The sequence below is a fragment of the Pseudomonas sp. M5 genome, from assembly GCF_016907075.1.
Classification (GTDB): Bacteria; Pseudomonadota; Gammaproteobacteria; order Pseudomonadales; family Pseudomonadaceae; genus Aquipseudomonas; species Aquipseudomonas putida_E.
Genome location: NZ_JAFBBH010000001.1, coordinates 4531623 through 4544903, shown reverse-complemented (window position 1 = coordinate 4544903; position 13281 = coordinate 4531623). Strand labels below are relative to the sequence as shown.

17 protein-coding genes are annotated in these 13281 nt (G+C 64.5%); 9 read left to right on the top strand and 8 right to left on the bottom strand.

The window, feature by feature from the left end; translation table 11 throughout:
• From JOE27_RS20680 to JOE27_RS20660, 5 genes are read right to left on the bottom strand one after another with little or no spacing between them, the layout of a single operon-like run.
• The gene (locus JOE27_RS20680; RefSeq protein ID WP_125923849.1) at nt 1-981 is read right to left on the bottom strand and encodes a FecR domain-containing protein; all 981 of its coding nucleotides are present in this window, start codon (nt 979-981) and stop codon (nt 1-3) included.
• Nucleotides 978-1475, bottom strand: coding sequence for a sigma-70 family RNA polymerase sigma factor (locus JOE27_RS20675; RefSeq protein ID WP_223255085.1), 498 nt, complete (start codon nt 1473-1475; stop codon nt 978-980). The genes JOE27_RS20680 and JOE27_RS20675 overlap by 4 nt, the downstream gene beginning before the upstream one ends.
• Before the next feature lie 55 nt (nt 1476-1530).
• A complete protein-coding gene (locus JOE27_RS20670) occupies nt 1531-1857 on the bottom strand; it encodes a DUF3325 domain-containing protein (RefSeq protein WP_204919772.1) in 327 nt (108 codons plus the stop codon).
• Complete coding sequence (locus JOE27_RS20665; protein ID WP_204919769.1) at nt 1851-3431, bottom strand: PepSY-associated TM helix domain-containing protein; 1581 nt, start codon at nt 3429-3431, stop codon at nt 1851-1853. Before JOE27_RS20665 ends, JOE27_RS20670 begins: the two co-directional genes overlap by 7 nt.
• Nucleotides 3428-3733, bottom strand: a complete 306-nt coding sequence (locus JOE27_RS20660) for a DUF3649 domain-containing protein (protein ID WP_046784788.1) — start codon at nt 3731-3733, stop codon at nt 3428-3430. Before JOE27_RS20660 ends, JOE27_RS20665 begins: the two co-directional genes overlap by 4 nt.
• A gap of 275 nt (nt 3734-4008) precedes the next feature.
• On the opposite strand from JOE27_RS20660, the gene JOE27_RS20655 reads away from it, so the two are divergent.
• Nucleotides 4009-4356, top strand: a complete 348-nt coding sequence (locus tag JOE27_RS20655) for an HPF/RaiA family ribosome-associated protein (RefSeq protein WP_012312780.1) — start codon at nt 4009-4011, stop codon at nt 4354-4356.
• Nucleotides 4357-4425: 69 nt separating this feature from the next.
• On the opposite strand, the gene JOE27_RS20650 is transcribed toward JOE27_RS20655, so the two are convergent.
• A complete protein-coding gene (locus tag JOE27_RS20650) occupies nt 4426-4836 on the bottom strand; it encodes a response regulator (protein WP_115273593.1) in 411 nt (136 codons plus the stop codon).
• 48 nt (nt 4837-4884) lie between these two features.
• Nucleotides 4885-5064: a Flp family type IVb pilin gene (locus tag JOE27_RS20645; RefSeq protein WP_046784786.1), complete on the bottom strand. Its 180-nt coding sequence runs from the start codon at nt 5062-5064 to the stop codon at nt 4885-4887.
• A 294-nt stretch (nt 5065-5358) separates the two neighbouring features.
• On the opposite strand from JOE27_RS20645, the gene cpaB reads away from it, so the two are divergent.
• Genes cpaB through JOE27_RS20605 form a run of 8 tightly spaced genes read left to right on the top strand, consistent with a single transcriptional unit; the run spans nt 5359 to nt 12782 of the window.
• Nucleotides 5359-6306, top strand: a complete 948-nt coding sequence (cpaB, locus tag JOE27_RS20640) for a Flp pilus assembly protein CpaB (RefSeq protein WP_204919767.1) — start codon at nt 5359-5361, stop codon at nt 6304-6306.
• 17 nt (nt 6307-6323) lie between these two features.
• Nucleotides 6324-7583 (top strand): type II and III secretion system protein family protein, encoded by a 1260-nt coding sequence (locus tag JOE27_RS20635; RefSeq protein WP_046784784.1) that lies wholly within the window; start codon nt 6324-6326, stop codon nt 7581-7583.
• Nucleotides 7580-8770 (top strand): pilus assembly protein, encoded by a 1191-nt coding sequence (locus JOE27_RS20630; protein ID WP_046784783.1) that lies wholly within the window; start codon nt 7580-7582, stop codon nt 8768-8770. Before JOE27_RS20635 ends, JOE27_RS20630 begins: the two co-directional genes overlap by 4 nt.
• The gene (locus tag JOE27_RS20625) at nt 8767-10023 is read left to right on the top strand and encodes a CpaF family protein (protein WP_204919765.1); all 1257 of its coding nucleotides are present in this window, start codon (nt 8767-8769) and stop codon (nt 10021-10023) included. The genes JOE27_RS20630 and JOE27_RS20625 overlap by 4 nt, the downstream gene beginning before the upstream one ends.
• Nucleotides 10020-10901, top strand: coding sequence for a type II secretion system F family protein (locus tag JOE27_RS20620; RefSeq protein WP_204919763.1), 882 nt, complete (start codon nt 10020-10022; stop codon nt 10899-10901). Before JOE27_RS20625 ends, JOE27_RS20620 begins: the two co-directional genes overlap by 4 nt.
• A 2-nt stretch (nt 10902-10903) precedes the next feature.
• Nucleotides 10904-11791, top strand: a complete 888-nt coding sequence (locus JOE27_RS20615; RefSeq protein WP_115273589.1) for a type II secretion system F family protein — start codon at nt 10904-10906, stop codon at nt 11789-11791.
• 10 nt (nt 11792-11801) lie between these two features.
• Nucleotides 11802-12503, top strand: coding sequence for a tetratricopeptide repeat protein (locus tag JOE27_RS20610; protein ID WP_046784779.1), 702 nt, complete (start codon nt 11802-11804; stop codon nt 12501-12503).
• 15 nt (nt 12504-12518) lie between these two features.
• Complete coding sequence (locus JOE27_RS20605; RefSeq protein WP_012312770.1) at nt 12519-12782, top strand: DUF3613 domain-containing protein; 264 nt, start codon at nt 12519-12521, stop codon at nt 12780-12782.
• 15 nt (nt 12783-12797) lie between these two features.
• Here JOE27_RS20605 and JOE27_RS20600 read toward each other — a convergent pair whose 3' ends face one another.
• Complete coding sequence (locus tag JOE27_RS20600) at nt 12798-13232, bottom strand: prepilin peptidase (protein ID WP_119689119.1); 435 nt, start codon at nt 13230-13232, stop codon at nt 12798-12800.
• Nucleotides 13233-13281: the final 49 nt, after the last annotated feature.

Below are 13281 nucleotides of genomic sequence, written 5' to 3'. Positions count from 1 at the left end.
TTAACGGATAACGGTCAACCGGCCGAAAACCGTCTGCCGCGAGAACCCCATCACCTTGCCCAGCGAATCCAGTGCCGCCAGTGGCTCGCGCACCGGGAAACTGCCGCTGACCTTGCGCTGCCCCAACTCGCCGTCGAGCAGCACGATCCGCCCCGGGTAATAGCGCCCCAGGTCCTCGACCACCTGCGCCAATGGCACCTGGTAGTAATTGACCCAGCCCTGGCGCCAGGCCAGACGGCTGTCGCTGTCCACACTCGCCGTCTCACCGGCCCGGCCTCTGGCATAGGCCAGTTGCTGGTTGGCCGTCAGCTCACGGGCGGCCTGCCCCTGAGCCGGCGTGACCGCCACCCGACCGTTGCGCACCGTGACCTGTGCCCCCTCGGCCTGCTCGCGCACTTCGAACTCGGTGCCCAGCACCCGCACCTGCCCCCCCGCCGCCTTTACTACAAACGGGTCACCGGTGTGCGTGACCTTGAAGAATGCAGCACCATGCAACAGCCGCACATGGCGCTGCCCCTGCTGGAAATCGACAGCAATGGCACTGCCCGCATCCAGCGTCACCTGCGACTGGTCAGCCAGCGTCACCTGGCGAATGGCGTCTGTGCTGCTGAAGTCGGCCTGCAGGTCCTGCAGCCAGTACCCCGGATGCCAGCCCCCGGCAACGCCCACGGCAAGCACCAGGCAGGCCGCTACGGCCAGTGCGCGGGCGCGCCGCCAGCGAGGCGGGGCAGGCGCCTTGGCCATGGCATCCAGGTATCGTTGCAGGTCTGCGTGTTCTTCCTCGGCCAGGCGTGCCGCGGGTGCCGCACTCTTGTGCCACAGCGCCTGGGCCTGGGCATAGGCTTCACGGTGCCTGGGGTCGGCCAGCAACCAGCGCTTGAACGCCGCACTGTGCGCTACCTCAGGCTGCTCGTTGATCCTGGCCAGCCAATGCAGTGCAGCGTGCGACGGGTCGGCGGTGGTCAAGTCTGAATGGCTCATCGACGGGCGCTCCCTGGCCTGCGCATCGGGGTCGCGGGTTCGGCAACACTGGCCTTGCACGCTTGGAGGGCGCGCATCATATGCTTTTCCACGGCGCTCTGGGACAGCTGCATGGCCTTGGCGATTTCGCCGTACTTGCAGCCGTGTATGCGGTTGAGCAAAAAGATCTGCCGGGTGCGCTCGGGCAGGGCGCGCAGTGCCGCTTCGATGCGCTGCAGGTCATGGTCTACCTCAAGGGCCTGCTCCGGTGCCTGGGCCGAGCACTCATCCAGTTGCAGCGAAGCTTCGGCGATGCGTTCGCGGCTGCCTTCGCTGCGCAGATGGTCGATGGCCAGGTTGCCGGCGCAGCGCAGCAGGTAGGTATCCAGCGCCTCGACCTTGACCTCGGGGCGCCGCCAGAAGCGCAAGAACAGCTCCTGCACCAGGTCCGATGCAGTGGCGCGGCAGCCTACCCGACGGCTGACCAGGGCTTCCATGCGTGCGCGCTGGGCCATGAAGACCTGGACGAAACGTGCGCGCGTACTGTCGCTGTCAGGTTCGATCAAGGCATCACCCGCCAGATATGACCAGCAGTGGGCCCAGTACCAGGCTGGTCGCCGCCAGCCCCAGCAACAGGCGCGGCTGGTAAGGCAAGGCGAAGACCCACAGGGTCACCCCGGCCATCAACACAGCGACCCACTCAACCACGCCATGGGCCCACCCACGCAGGTGCACCGACAGCAACAGCGATGCCAGCAGCAGCAACCAACCCGCCATACGCAGCCTGCGCAACTGGCCGACAGCAGGCTTGCGCCCGAGCAGGTCGCTGAAGTGCTTTTCCATCGCCAGGCACAAGGCGGCGAACCCGGCAAAACCGATCAGGGCGACGCTCAGCATCCGTTCACCTCGAGCGTTTCAGCCGCTGCCTTTGACACCCGGGGCTCACGCTTGGCCACAGCCTTCGGAGCACGCAGCATCTTGCCTGCGGCCCAGGCCAAAAACAGGCCGGTGCCCAGTGCCGTGAGGTCCAGGCCCGCCATCGCCCAGTCGCCGGCGGCTACGCTGTGGTTCAGCCCCTGGCCGGTGGTCAGTGCATTGAGCAAAGGCAGCAGCGCGAAGGCCAGCGCGCCCAACCCAAGCTGCTCGCCCCAGGCTCGGCGCCCGGGGCGCAGCACGGCATGTACCAGCGACAACAGCCAGACCACGAAGAACGTGTTCACCTCCCAGTCCGCCCGCCCTTGCAGCACCACAGGCAGCAAGCGGTTGGCCCAGAAAAAGCCGGCCACCGCGAGCAGCAGGCCACTCATGCTGGCGATGTTGAGCACCTCGACCAGGCGCAACTCAGCGGGCATGCGTTCGCGCTTGGCATGCTTGAGCTGGCGCTTGCCAAGCCACATCACCAGGCCCGTACCGATGACCGCAGTACCCGCCACCCCGAACACGAAGTACAGCCAGCGCAACCAGGGCCCGGCGAAGTTGCCCATGTGCAGGCCGACGAAGCTGAACGAAGTCATCATCGCAGCGCTTTCCGGTGCCCCCTGGCTCAGCAGCTCGCCCGTGCTGCCGTCGAACATCCAGTTGGCGCTGCGCTTGTAGGCGATGTTGTCGGCCGAAGCCTGGGCGAAGCTCACGCGAGCGTTGCGGTCGCCCGGGTTGTGCACCTGGATGTAACCCATGCGGGCACCGGGGACCTGCGCCTGAACCTTGGCGTACAAGCCGGCCAACGGCACCAGTGGCGCAGCGACGTTGGCCACCTTGGGCACCTCCTCTGGGCCGAACAGGTCGTTGAAGTAGCCGTTGGTAGTGCCGCCATAGCTGGCCATGATGCTGGCCGGCATCACCATGTACATGAAGATCACCAGGCTGCTGTAACTGATCATCAGATGGAACGGCAACACCAGCACACCGATTGCGTTGTGCCCATCCAGCCACGAGCGCTGGCCCTTGCCGGGGCGGAAGGTGAAGAACTCCTTGAAGATCTTCTTGTGGGTGATGATGCCGGTGACCAGGCCGAGCAACATGATGAACGCGCAGAAGGTCGCCAGCCAGCGCCCCCAGGGGTGGGGCATCTGCAGCTGGAAGTGGAAGCGGTAGAAGAACTCGCCGCCGCGGCTGTCACGGGCCTCTACTGGCTGCCCGGTCTGGGCGTCGAGTTGCTTGCTGACAAAGCCACGGCGCCCGCCGGCAGGGTCACGCCAGCCGACGCTCAACGCGGCTTCGCGCTCGCTGGGCAAGCGGATCATCCAGTTGCCCGAGTGCGCCGCGTTGGCCTCCAGGTAGCGCTGGGCCAGGCCCAGGCTGGCCACCGGGTCGAGCGCGTGGCGGCGGACTTCGGGCTGTGCCCAGTGGCTGATCTCTTCCTTGAAATACGACAGTGTGCCGGTCAGGAAAATTGCGAAAAGCAGCCAGCCGAAAATCAGCCCGGTCCAGGTGTGCAGCCAGGCCATCGCCTGGCGGAAACCGTCCTTCATGGGTTCTTCATCCAATAGGCCAGCCCGTTGATCAGCCCCAGCAGCAGGCTCGGCAGCAACACGCCGAGCCAGGCATGCCAGGCGCTGCGGCAGGCAAAGCACCAGATGAAGGCCAACAGGTAGAAAACGAACGACAGCATCATGCCGGTCATGGCCGCGTCGACTTGCGCCAACGGCACCAGCAAGGTGATGCAGACACTGGCCATGGACGCCAGCAGGTACCCACCCAGCACCGCTGCCAGGCAGCGTGAGGTCACGGCCAGGCGGTAGCTGAGGGGCAGTCCGGCGGCATTGCGCTTCATGGCGGAGGTCCGGGAAACTCTGGGGGCTGCAATAGTAATGATTTCAATTCGCATAAGCAAAGTCTGAAAGACTTTGGGTTTTTAACCGGTCTTATGTCGTCAAAGGGCTGCCCGGTAGCCTCTGCGGGGTTAATTGCAACAGAAAATTTATTTTCACGAAGGGCTTGAATTCAGGCTTCGGTTGCCTGACCTTAGAGTCAAGAGGCGAAGAATTTCCAAGGGCCTCAAGGGCCTAGGCACGCCTCCATGCGAGCAAGCTGAATAAGGATTGAATCATGCAAATCCAGGTCAACAGCAGCAACCATATCGAAGGCAACATCCGTCTCAACGAGTGGGTCCGCAGTACGCTGCAAACCACACTCGAACGTTACGAGGAGGACCTCACCCGCATCGAGGTGCACCTGCGCGACGAGAACGGCGCCAAGCCCGGGCCGCATGACAAACGCTGCCAGATGGAGGCTCGCCCCAAAGGCCATCAACCGATTTCCGTGACCCATACCGCCGCTTCGCTGGACCAGGCGGTGGATGGAGCCGCCAGCAAGCTGAACAATGCGCTGGATCATTTCTACGGCAAGCTGCGCAGCAAGCGCGGCGTACTGGAACTGAGCGATCCCGACGCCTGACCCTTGCCAGTAAGCAAAAACGCCCGGCCATGTGCCGGGCGTTTTCGTTTTCACCTTCGTCCAGTTGAGTCAGTACTTGGCAACCTGCAACAGTGGTTGCGGGAACAGGTTGTCCAGTGTCTCCAGCAACCGTGCGTAATAAATGGGCTTGCGGAAGAAATCCAGCACCTGCAGACGCAGCAGGTCGCTGAGGTCTTGCGCACCGGCGTGCCCCGACATGACGATCACCGGCAAATGCTGCCGGGCCGTATGGTCGCGCAGGCGCTGGATCAAACCGATGCCGCTTTCTTCCGGCATGCGTAGATCAGTGATGACCAAGGCAACGTCCGGATAACGGGTGAGCAGTTGCAGGGCAGCTTTCACCGAGCCTGCCGTGTGGCAGTAGTACCCCTCGTTGTCGAGGAGTTCGGCCAACTCAAGCAGGTGCTCTTCCTCGTCATCGACCAGAAGAATCTGCTGACGCGAGGGAGAGTTCTGCATGTGCGGCTCCTGTTGATCCGGTCCGACGAGACATCGCCTGTTATTGGTCTAGTTCAGGGCCGTCTGGATTGCGGTGAACATGGTACTGATGTTGCCGGAGATCCCGGGAACGAACCCGGCCAATACCACCGCCACCATCGCCGCGATGACCGCGTACTCGATACCCGAGGCACCGTCCTTGCGATGCAGGAATTGCTTGCAGTGAAGGATGACCTGTTTCAGCAACATGACCAGCTCCTTGCGGCGAACTCGCCGGCGACAATGGTGTCAAAGTGACGCCTGTTTGCCATCAAAGGATTGCCAAGCTGGAGCCGTCTGCAAATATAAAAAAGCATTAGTCATCAGGTGATAATCCAAAAGCATTAGATCCTTTTATTTCAACAACTGACTGTTTTAATTGGGTTTACGTTCTGGCTACAAAAAAAGCCGAGCGCCTAATGGCGAATGGCGATGGGTGGGCTACCGTGCAATAGCGAAATAGTGACTTTTTGCCACCACCCGACGCGTGCACGGAGGCCAGCCATGAGCAGTCGCTTGACCATGATTCTGGCTGCCCTTTTCCTGCTCGGCGCACTGCTCGCGGGATACTGGGGGGTCGTGCTCAGCCGCCCCCCTGCACCACCCCAGCCGGTAGCCCCCGTCGCCGAGCAGCCGCCTGCGGTGGTTGCAGCGCCCACCCCGCAACCGCCCGAGCCGCAGCGCTTCCCAATCGTCGTGCTGCGCAAGGCGCTGCCGGCCAATACGCCCTTGACCGCAGACGACGTGCTGCTCGAGCGCTTGCAGGTAGTCCCTGCCGGTGCCTTCCAGCAAGTGGACCAAGTGATCGGACGCAGCAGCGCCAGGCCACTGGCCGCAGGTAGCTGGCTGGACGAGTCGAGCTTCCAGCCCGGCGGACCGCTGGCACGGATGATCCGTGCCCACGAGCGGGCCGTTGCGGTAGGCGTGGACGACGTGGTCGGCGCCGCCGGGCAACTGTACCCGGGTGATTTTGTCGACGTGCTGCTGTACCTGCGCGAAGAGGCCAACAACCCGCAGTCTTCTGCCCAGGTCGTGCTGCCGGCCCTGCGCGTGCTGAGCGTCGGGGAACAGATGGGCGTTACCAATGACGGCCGCCCGGCACTGACCGCCGAGGAGCTCAAGGCGCGCCGCGAGCAGGCGACCCCAGGCAACCCCGCAAGCACCCGCACCGTGGTGCTGGCTGTCCCTGAAGTCTTGGCCAGCCGCCTGATGCTGGCAGCCCAGGTCGGCACCCTGCGCCTGGCCGTGCGCAGTGCCGCCGAGCAGCGGCTGGCCCGCTATTGGGCCCAAGCGGATAGCCAACCGCAGGTAGAAAGCATCAACCGGGAACTCTATCGGTTCAGCCAGCTTTCCCAGGCGCCATTGGCCAAAACCGCCTCAACCGCTGCAGCCGTTGCAAGCATGCAGATCATCCGTGGCGCACAGGCCGCGGACGCCAACAAGACCCCCTGACAAGGCAAGGATGCAGTATGCGTAGTTCCGAGCGTTGCAGTTCAAAACGGTTCTTCAGTCTCGCGTGCCTTGCCCTGCTCATGGTTGCGCTGCTGCCGAAGGCCCATGCCGCCAGCAACGGCTGCGAAGCATTTGCCCAGCTGCCTTCAGTGATCGAAATCGACCAAGGCCTGCAGCAAGAATTGCGCTTGCCGCTGGCGATCACCCGCGCCGCCGTCGGCGACCCCAAGGTTGCCGACGTGCAACCCAGCGGTGACCGCGCCGTGCTGGTGACGGCCGTGGGCCAGGGCAATACCACGCTCATGCTGTGGACAGCCTGCGCACCGGCGCCACACCGGGCCATGCTGTTCGTCAAAGGCCAGGCCAGCGCCGCCATGGCCGAAACGGGCCTGCCACCGTCGCTGGATCCGGAGTTGCCAAGCCAGGTGCAGGCCGATATCCGCTTCGTCGAGGTGCGCCGCACCAAGTACAAGGAAGCCGGCGCCCGGCTGTTTTTCAGCGGCTCGAACAACAGCCTGATCGGATCGCCGGGTACCGTGCCAGGCACTTCGGTGACACCGGGCGCCGTGCCTGTCACCTCGCCGCAGATCCCGCTCAACGACGGTGTGTTCAACATCGTCTGGGGCGGCGGCAGCAGCCGCTTCCTGGCGGCCATCAATGCCCTGGAAAACAGCGGTTTCGCCTACACCCTGGCGCGCCCCAGCCTCACCGTGCTCAGCGGCCTGACTGCAAGCTTCCTGGCCGGTGGCGAGATACCGATCCCGGTGCCCAGCGCCGGCAGTGACAACTTCTCGATCGAGTACAAGGAGTTCGGCGTGCGCCTGGCACTGACGCCGACCGTAATCAGCCGCGACCGCATTACCCTGAAGGTAGCACCTGAAGTCAGCGAGCTGGATTACACCAACGCGGTGACCATTGGCGGCACAAGCGTACCGGGGCTGAGCATACGGCGCACCGATACCAGCATTTCCCTGGCCGATGGCGAGAGTTTCATCATCAGCGGCCTGGTCGGCAACAACACCCGCTCCGCCGTGGACAAGCTCCCCGGCCTGGGCAACCTGCCGATCCTTGGCGCGTTCTTCCGGCAATCGGCCCTGATACGTGAGGAGACCGAGTTGCTGATGATCGTCACCCCGCACCTGGTTCAACCGCTGGCGGCCAATGCCCGCCTGCCGGAACTGCCCGGCGAAGGGTTGCGTACCTACGACCCCAGCTGGGGCCGGCTGTTTTTCATGGAAAACGGCAACTTCGATGGCCAAAGCGGGTTATCACGATGAACGAGAGCCTCAACCAGACCTTTCTGGGCATCACCCGCAATGAAGAAGACCTGCAGTGGCTGCAGAGCGCGCTGGCACCCCAAGGCCAGGTGATCGGCGCCAGTGGCGGCAGCCTCGACGAACTGCTGGCGCTGATCAATGCGACCTTCAGCACCCTGGTGTTCATCGGCCTGGACCGTGAGCAACTGGTCAATCAGTGCGCACTGATCGAGGGGGTGCTTGAAGCCAAGCCGCTATTGGCGATCGTCGCTCTGGGCGATGGCATGGACAATCAACTGGTGCTGCACGCCATGCGTGCCGGCGCCCGCGATTTCGTCGCCTACGGCTCACGGGCCAGTGAAGTGGCCGGGCTGGTCCGGCGGCTGGGCAAGCGCATGCCCACCGTCACCAACAACCCCAGCCTGGGCGGCCTGACCGTGCTGTACGGTGTGCAGACCGGTGCCGACGGCGCTTTGCTGACCACGCACCTGGCGCGGGTGGTACAGGAAAGCGGCCAGCAGACCCTGCTGCTGGACCTGGGCATGCCACGGGGCGACAGCCTGGCGCTGCTGGGGCTGGAAGCGTCGTTCTATTTCGGCGATGCCCTGCGCCACCTGCGCCGGCTCGACACCACCCTGATCGACAGTGCTTTCACCCGCGACAAGAAAGGCCTGCGCCTGCTGACCTTCGCCGAGAACGATGACCCGCTGCGCCAGACCAGTGCCGCCGAGCTGTACATGCTGCTCAGCGCACTGCGCCAGCACTTCCAGCACATCGTCGTGAACCTGACCGGGCATGCCGACAGCGAAGCCCTGCGCACCATCATCAGCCACTGCGACAAGCTCATCATCTATACCGACCAGAACATCCTCGACTGCCGGCGCAACCTCGAAGTGCTGGAGCTGTGGCGCGATCATGGCATCAAGCTGGAGCATGCCAGCCTCTTGGTCGACCGCTACCTGGGCAATGTCGCCCCGGATGCCGAGAGCCTGGCCAAGCGCTATGCGCTGCCGCTGCTCAAGGTCATGCCCGACAGCCCCGAGGTGCGGCTGAACGTGAAAAACCAGGGCCTGAGCCTGTTCGAACTGGCCCCGCGCGAAAACCTTACACAAGCCCTGCGCGGCCTGGGTGAGCGCTTGGCGCAGCGTTCGGAAAACCTTGCGCCACCGGCCTTTACCTGGCTGCGTCGGCTATGGGGCAGCAAATGAACGGCGACCAACCCTTCGGCGGCCCCAACCATGCCTCTGGCGACCCATATGCGTTAAAGCGCGCACTGCACCGCTTTGTCATCGATGCCATCGAAGACAGCGGCCGCAACCTGCTCGAAGGCGCGCGCCCGGCACTGACGCAGTTTGTGCTGGAGCAGGTGGGCGATTACGTGGCGCGCCTGCGCCTGGCAATGTCACGCTACGAAATGGAGCGCCTGGCCGAAGAACTGGTCGACGAGCTGACCGGGTTCGGGCCGCTGGAGGTGCTGCTGCGGGACGCCAGTGTCACCGAGATTCTGGTCAACGGGCCGCACAGGGTGTTCGTCGAGCGGGCCGGGCAGTTGCAACAGACCGACCTGCGTTTCATCGATGCCCAACACGTCGAGCGCGTCATGCAGCGCATCCTTGCACCGCTCGGGCGCAGGCTGGACGAATCGTCGCCGATGGTCGACGCGCGCCTGCCCGACGGCAGCCGGGTCAATGCGATCATTCCACCCGTGGCCCTGGACGGGCCGTGCCTGTCGATCCGCAAATTCCGCCAGGACATGCTCAAAAGTGCCGACCTGCTCGCCACCCGTGCCATCGACCAGCACATTTTCGACTTCCTCGAGCGCGCCGTGGGTCGGCGCTGCAACATCCTGGTCAGCGGCGGCACCGGCACCGGCAAGACCACCCTGCTGAACATCCTCAGCCAGATGATCGCCCCGCGCGAGCGCCTGGTGACCATCGAAGACGTCGCCGAACTGCAACTGCACCATCCCCACGTGGTACGCCTGGAAACCCGCCCGCCAAATGCCGAGGGGCACGGCGAGATCAAGGCCAGCGAGCTGATCCGCAATGCCCTGCGCATGCGCCCGGACCGTATCATCCTCGGCGAGATCCGCGGCACCGAGGTGCTGGACGTGCTCACCGCGATGAACACTGGCCACGACGGCTCGATGAGTACGGTGCACGCCAACACCGCGCAGGACGCCTTGCTGCGCCTGGAAACCCTGGTTGGCCTGAGCGGGCGGCAGATCGCCGAGAAGACCTTGCGGCAGATGATCTGCGCGGCACTGGACGTGGTGATCCAGCTGACCCGCCTGCCCGACGGTCGCCGCTGCGTCAGTGAAATCCTGGAAGTGGTCGGCGTGCGTGACGACGTGTATGTGACCAATACCCTGTTCCGCCTCGACCGCCGCGGCGGCGACGTGTTTCTGCGGGAGGCGCCGAACCCCGCGGGCAGCAAACTGCGCCATGAAGGTGTGCAATGACCGGCCCCCTGCTGCTGGCGCTGGCGCCCCTGTTGCTGGGCGTCTCCCTGATGCTGTTTCGCCTGGGCCTGTACAAGCGCAGCGAACAGCGCATTCTCCAGCGCCTGGGGCGGGCCTTTGAATTGGTCCGCAGCGGCAATGCACGGCGCGACTGGCTAGAGCCGCTGTTGCAACGTGCCGGGCTTGGCGCAACCGACTGGCAACCGCAGCGCTGGCTGCTGGCCTGGCTCGGCCTGGCACTGGTGGCGCTGCTGGGGGCCGGGTGGGTGGCCGGGCTGATGGTGCTGGTCGGCCTGCCGCTGCTCGGCTATTTCACCCTCAGTTGGCTATGCCGACGGCGCGTGCACCAGCTTGTCGAACAACTGCCCGCTTTGCTGGACTACAGCGTGCGCAGCCTCAAGGCCGGGCGCACCCTCAATGATGCGGTCCTTGGTGGTATCGACGGCTCTCGCGAGCCCTTGCGCTCGACCATGACCCGGGTACGGCGCAACGTACAGCTGGGCGTGCCGCTGGACGATGCGGTCAACGAACTGGCCGAGCTTTACAACCAGGACGAGCTGCGTCTGTTCGCCATGGGGCTGCGCATCAACCAGCGCTACGGCGGCAATACCAGCGAGCTGATGGAGAACCTGATCAAGCTGATCCGCGAGCGCGAACAAGGCAGCCGTCAGCTCAAGGCCATGACCGGCGAAACCCGCATCACAGCGATGGTCCTGGGTGCCTTGCCGCTGTGCATGGTCGGCTACTTCCTGATGGCCAATCCGCACTACCTGCTGACCATGTGGCAAGACAGCAGCGGCCAGATGATGCTGCTGTTCGCCTTCGCCCTGCAGGTGGTCGGCTGCCTGGTGCTGTGGCGCATGATGAGGAGCCTCTGACCATGGCCTTGTTGCTCTGCGCCGTGTGCCTGTTCATCGCCGCCGGCTTGCTTGGCGTGCAGGCCGCCCGGCAGCTGCGTGCCCGCTACCTGGTCGCTCGCAGGCTGCAGGGGCGGCTGACGCGCGAGGAGCGCCTGGGGGACTGGCTGCACTGGCTGGGCAGTAGCCCGCTGGGGCGGCGCCTGCAGAAACTCGACGGGGAAACCCAAGCCTTGCTTGACCGTGTCGGCTGGCGCCGCAGCCGCCAGCGGGCGCTGTTCGCTGCCATGCAACTGGGGCTGCCGCTGCTGGCGGTCGTGCTGACACTGATCCTGCAGCAAGGCGTGCTAGGCGGTGAAGGCACGCACTGGTTGGTCTGGCCGTTATGCGCCTTGGGTGCCAGCTACCTGTTGCCCAAGCGCTTGCTGGCGGTTGCCGCCAGACGGCGCCAGCAGCGTATCGCCCAGGAAGTCAGCCTGATGATTCCGCTGCTGCGCATTCTCTTCGAGACCGGTCTGGCCGTAGAGCAGGCACTGCGCGTGCTGAGCCAGGAAGGCCAGGCGCTGGTCCCCGAAATCAGCGAAGAGTTGCGCCAGGTGCTGCAACGGGTGGACTCGGGCCTGGCGCTCGGCCCGGAGCTGGAAAAGAGCGCCCGGGTACTGGCCGTGGATGAGTTCATCGACACCTGCGTGATCCTTCAACAGTTGCTGGTACAGGGCAGTGGTGCGATGAAATCGCTGCTCGCGCTCAAGGACCTGCTCGATGACCGGCGCCTGACACGCATGCAGGAACGGGTATCGAAAATGTCGGCAAAAATGTCGGCGGTGATGATGGTATTCCTCTTCCCGGCACTGCTCATCGTCCTGGCCGGGCCGGGATTTTCCGCCTTGACGCGGGCCTTGGGCCCCTAGGGAGTAATGGATGAAAGCGACCCTGTTGTTCACCGGCCTGCTCTTGCTGACAGGATGCGCCGGCCAGCAGCCTGAAGGGTTCGGACACCTGTTCGGCACCTCGAGCTGCGGCAAGCCGAACGCCGATCAGCAACTGGCGCTGAACCTGGCGGACGAGATGCTCAACGATGGCCGCCCGCATGCCAGCCTGGCGCACCTGGAGCAGTTGCCCAACACCCTCGACCAGGTACGCTTGCGCAAGGCCAGGGTCTCGCGCTTGTTGGGGCGTAGCGAAGCAGAACCGCTGTACCGCAGCCTGCTCGGCGGCTGCCTCGCGGCCGAAGGTGAACATGGCCTGGGCCAGCTCGCCTCGGCCCGGGGCGATGACGTGCAGGCCTTGCAGAACCTGCAGCGTGCGGCGCGTCTGGCCCCCACCGACGAGCGGGTTCGCAACGACCTGGGTGTGGTGCTGATGAGCATGGGCCGGTATGAACAGGCACGGTTCGAATTCCTGACCGCCATCGAGCTCAAGGATGACAACCCGCTGCCCGCCGTCAACCTGGTGACCTTGGCGCTGCTGCAGGACAACTGGCAGCAAGCCACCGACCTGGTCGGCCGCCTGCGGCTCAAACCGGCGCAGTTTGCCCAGGCCCAGGCACGCGCCAGCCAGATCAAAGCCACAGGACGCGGGCCGATAGCTTCGGCCAGTGGCGCAGGTGTGATGGTCAACTGAGCAAAGGAGAAGGTCATGATCAGGTATGTGATGCTGCTGGCCTGCTGCACCGGTATTACCACGGCCTGGGCAGAGGATTACCCACGCCAGCAACCGCCTGCGCTGACGGCAACCGAAGCGCTGCTGCGAGTGCAGTCCAGTGGCGAACAGGCGTCCACGCGCCTGCAGGTGCAGACGGCGCGCGAGCGTGATCTGTCCAAGCAGCGCTGGCTGGAAACCTACAAGTACGCCATTCCGGATTTCTATCGCTGGACCAAGATGACTGAGTCGAACAACTGACCGGGCCTGGCGCTCTCACTGCAGGCACACGCTGGTCAGCAAAAAACCCACCAGCACAAAGGGCGCGAAAGGCTGCTTTTCAGCCCCCTGCCCTGCCCTGCGCCGCGCCCACCGTCGCAACAGCGCCCAGACCAGCAAGGTGCCGCCGGCGCCGATGAACGTACCGAGCACGTAGTCCTGGCTGGTGGCCAACCCCAGCGCGCCGAGCAATTTGACGTCGCCGGCACCGAAACGCCCCATCGCGTAGCCGGGCAACGTGAGCAGCAACACAATCGCCAGTGCCCAGCCGGCATCACTGGCCCGGGCGCCGATCCAGCTGTGCCCGGTAACCGCCAGCCACACCAGCGCACAGGCTGCGACGCCCAGGGTCAGAAGGTTGGAAATCTGCCGTTCGCGGACATCTTGCCGGCTGCACAAGGCAAGCCACAGCAGCAGGGCGATACTGGATATTGGCAATTGGCCATCCCTGTTCGTCGAAGGCTTCTATGCTGTAACTCAG

What these genes read in the sequence shown, in the direction of transcription:
- JOE27_RS20680 (WP_125923849.1), bottom strand. Translation starts at nt 981, where the DNA reads ATGAGCCATTCAGACTTGACCACCGCCGACCCGTCGCACGCTGCACTG.
- JOE27_RS20675 (WP_223255085.1), bottom strand. Translation starts at nt 1,475, where the DNA reads ATGGCCCAGCGCGCACGCATGGAAGCCCTGGTCAGCCGTCGGGTAGGC.
- JOE27_RS20670 (WP_204919772.1), bottom strand. Translation starts at nt 1,857, where the DNA reads ATGCTGAGCGTCGCCCTGATCGGTTTTGCCGGGTTCGCCGCCTTGTGC.
- JOE27_RS20665 (WP_204919769.1), bottom strand. Translation starts at nt 3,431, where the DNA reads ATGAAGGACGGTTTCCGCCAGGCGATGGCCTGGCTGCACACCTGGACC.
- JOE27_RS20660 (WP_046784788.1), bottom strand. Translation starts at nt 3,733, where the DNA reads ATGAAGCGCAATGCCGCCGGACTGCCCCTCAGCTACCGCCTGGCCGTG.
- JOE27_RS20655 (WP_012312780.1), top strand. Translation starts at nt 4,009, where the DNA reads ATGCAAATCCAGGTCAACAGCAGCAACCATATCGAAGGCAACATCCGT.
- JOE27_RS20650 (WP_115273593.1), bottom strand. Translation starts at nt 4,836, where the DNA reads ATGCAGAACTCTCCCTCGCGTCAGCAGATTCTTCTGGTCGATGACGAG.
- JOE27_RS20645 (WP_046784786.1), bottom strand. Translation starts at nt 5,064, where the DNA reads ATGTTGCTGAAACAGGTCATCCTTCACTGCAAGCAATTCCTGCATCGC.
- cpaB (WP_204919767.1), top strand. Translation starts at nt 5,359, where the DNA reads ATGAGCAGTCGCTTGACCATGATTCTGGCTGCCCTTTTCCTGCTCGGC.
- JOE27_RS20635 (WP_046784784.1), top strand. Translation starts at nt 6,324, where the DNA reads ATGCGTAGTTCCGAGCGTTGCAGTTCAAAACGGTTCTTCAGTCTCGCG.
- JOE27_RS20630 (WP_046784783.1), top strand. Translation starts at nt 7,580, where the DNA reads ATGAACGAGAGCCTCAACCAGACCTTTCTGGGCATCACCCGCAATGAA.
- JOE27_RS20625 (WP_204919765.1), top strand. Translation starts at nt 8,767, where the DNA reads ATGAACGGCGACCAACCCTTCGGCGGCCCCAACCATGCCTCTGGCGAC.
- JOE27_RS20620 (WP_204919763.1), top strand. Translation starts at nt 10,020, where the DNA reads ATGACCGGCCCCCTGCTGCTGGCGCTGGCGCCCCTGTTGCTGGGCGTC.
- JOE27_RS20615 (WP_115273589.1), top strand. Translation starts at nt 10,904, where the DNA reads ATGGCCTTGTTGCTCTGCGCCGTGTGCCTGTTCATCGCCGCCGGCTTG.
- JOE27_RS20610 (WP_046784779.1), top strand. Translation starts at nt 11,802, where the DNA reads ATGAAAGCGACCCTGTTGTTCACCGGCCTGCTCTTGCTGACAGGATGC.
- JOE27_RS20605 (WP_012312770.1), top strand. Translation starts at nt 12,519, where the DNA reads ATGATCAGGTATGTGATGCTGCTGGCCTGCTGCACCGGTATTACCACG.